We start from the raw sequence: 2,352 nt of genomic DNA on the forward strand, positions 1-2,352 counted from the left end.
TATAACGCCCGGATCCGCGTTCCCGGCGGCTCCCACCTTGTGTCGACCGCCCGCGAGCGCATCTGGGCGACGCCATCGGGCAAAGCAAATTTTCTCGTCTTCGACGGCCTCGGTGAGGACCTCGGCGCGCAAGATCGGGACACGCTTTGGCTCAGCACCGTACGGAGTCACGACCAGTACAATACCACGCTCTACTCGATGTCCGACCGATATCGTGGCGTGTACGGCCAGCGCGATATCGTGTTCCTGAACAAATCCGAAATTGACAAACGTGGCCTTGTGGACGGCGACCGCGTTGATCTCGTCACGGTATCGACCGACGGCGTCGAGCGCCGAGTGCATGGTTTCCGCGTGGTCAGCTATTCGTTTCCGGACGGCTGCTGCGCTGCATACTATCCAGAGACCAATCCGCTCGTGCCGCTATACGCACACGATCCCCTGAGCTTCACCCCGTCGTCGAAGGGCATTCCAGTCCGGATTGTACGCTCGCATGTTGCCAATGCGGGCGACCCGGCCTAATTCGGCCATCCGCCCGCAGTCAAAGCCAATAGGTCCAGGTGAGAATGGCCCCACCGATACCAAGGTATCATGTTGCGACTCTAGGTCATTACCCGATCGGAACAACGGTAGAATGGTGTGCACCAATCCCGATACGATATCGCAAGCGTAGAGGTCGGAATAGCACGGTCAAGGGAAACGCGATGAGACACTGATGGGTCTGGCTTCTCCAATTAGCTGCCTCACAGTGCTCACAGTGCTTCCGGTTCGCAGTCTTCCGGCTTTCAGTCGATCAATCGGGAGTTCGGTTATGCCGCAGCCGTCGCGAATTCCAAGGGCCAACTACTCCGCAAATGCGGGTTGCTCGGATGCTACGGCCGATCGTCGGATCGCACGCTGCTTCGCCGAGGCTGTGGCCAGTCAGTTCGTGCGTCATTCGAACGAAGCGGCCGGAGTCCACGCATTGCGATTCGATGCCTGGCGTCTGCACGCGACAATGACCAACCGGGAAGACATGGATCAGTACGCGCAGTTCACCACCGACGCGGCGTGGCTCGAATGCGTGCGGAATACCGCAATAGCCGAAAATCCGAACGATCGCCTCATCAAATCTCTTTCTAGTGCAGTCGAGGCCGCAGAGCAGGGAAGTGACCAGCGCTGTGCCGATGCCCTGCGATTTGCCATCGCCGTCAGATTTATCGGTCTGCGGTCGGATGCTCGGACCGCTGTCAGGCCGGTCGAAATAGAGCCGAGGCAACGGCAGGTCCAGGCGTTGCAGAAATGGCGCCTCAAGCGGGTGGTCGAATATGTCGACCTCCATCTTTCGACGAAAGTCACCCTGGCCGAGTTGGCGGGGGTCGCAGGATTGAGTCGAATGCACTTCGCGTCTCAATTCCGGGCGGCGACAAATCTGCGACCCCACGAGTTTGTTTTAAGGCGGCGAGTTCAGCAGGCGGAGCAATTGCTGCACAACACGACGACTCCAATCGTCGAAATCGCCCTGACGGTAGGTTTCCAGACGCAAGCTCATTTCACCACGACATTCAAACGGTTCGTTGGCTCGACTCCCAGTCGATGGCGTGCCATCAATCAAGCGTCAGACTGGCCAGATGCCCGAAACCACAAAGCGGTCAGAGCGGCAACCGCCGATACGCGAAGGTTGGCGTCGGAACAATCCAGAGGATGGGGCAATCGGACTGCGACTTGTCATCCTTGAAATCTTGCTCCCGTTGCCAGACCGTTCTGGTTGCGGAGACGACGCTGAAAGCACCGTGGAGGCCTGCGGGGGTCCCAACATGCGCCGGACGCAACGAGCGAGATTCGATCGGTCAGAAAGGATTGCGGAGCAGTCATATGTCCCGGATGCCATTTCATCAGGACGAGATAGGGGCCAGCCTGGTCCAGGCCGCCGTATCGTGCTGCCATCTCGCCGCTATCAGGTGGACCCCCGCTGCAGGGGACGAACTTGATGGCATCGGGCAGCGTGGCCGCGGTCTCCAAGGGATTGATCGTGCCGGCCCGCGCGGCGGTCTCCCCTAGCGCCAGCGGCAGGCTCCGCGAATAGCGGTGCGAGGAGGAGCATCCGCCTGGTGAATGCGATGCCGCCATCATCGGCAGCAACGACGCGGCGTGAAGCATTGCAGAAGCTCTCTGGGGGCTACATTCGCATTCTCTTTTCAGAACCGTCCAGTGAATGGCCCGACCTTATGGACAGAGCACTTTCCGGCCCAATGTCGGTAGGCGCGCCGTCTTGGCGTGACCGGCGCACTCGCGATTTGTCGCCGGGGCCGCCCCTTCGATAACTCCCGCTGTTTTTCAAACTGCAGGTTCAGCGCGCTTCGCAATTTTGTGAGT

General features: G+C 59.7%; 2 protein-coding genes. Both read left to right on the forward strand.

The window, feature by feature from the left end:
* On the forward strand, positions 1-519 hold a 519-nt coding region (locus WCB02_RS39770; protein ID WP_423967946.1), incomplete at its 5' end, for a molybdopterin dinucleotide binding domain-containing protein.
* Between the two features lie 289 nt (positions 520-808).
* Positions 809-1,714 carry a helix-turn-helix domain-containing protein gene (locus WCB02_RS39775; protein ID WP_423967948.1) on the forward strand — a complete coding sequence of 302 codons (906 nt, stop codon included), beginning with the start codon at positions 809-811 and terminating at the stop codon, positions 1,712-1,714.
* Positions 1,715-2,352 lie beyond the last annotated feature (638 nt).

Source organism: Bradyrhizobium sp. (genome assembly GCF_049581145.1).
Taxonomy (GTDB): Bacteria; Pseudomonadota; Alphaproteobacteria; order Rhizobiales; family Xanthobacteraceae; genus Bradyrhizobium.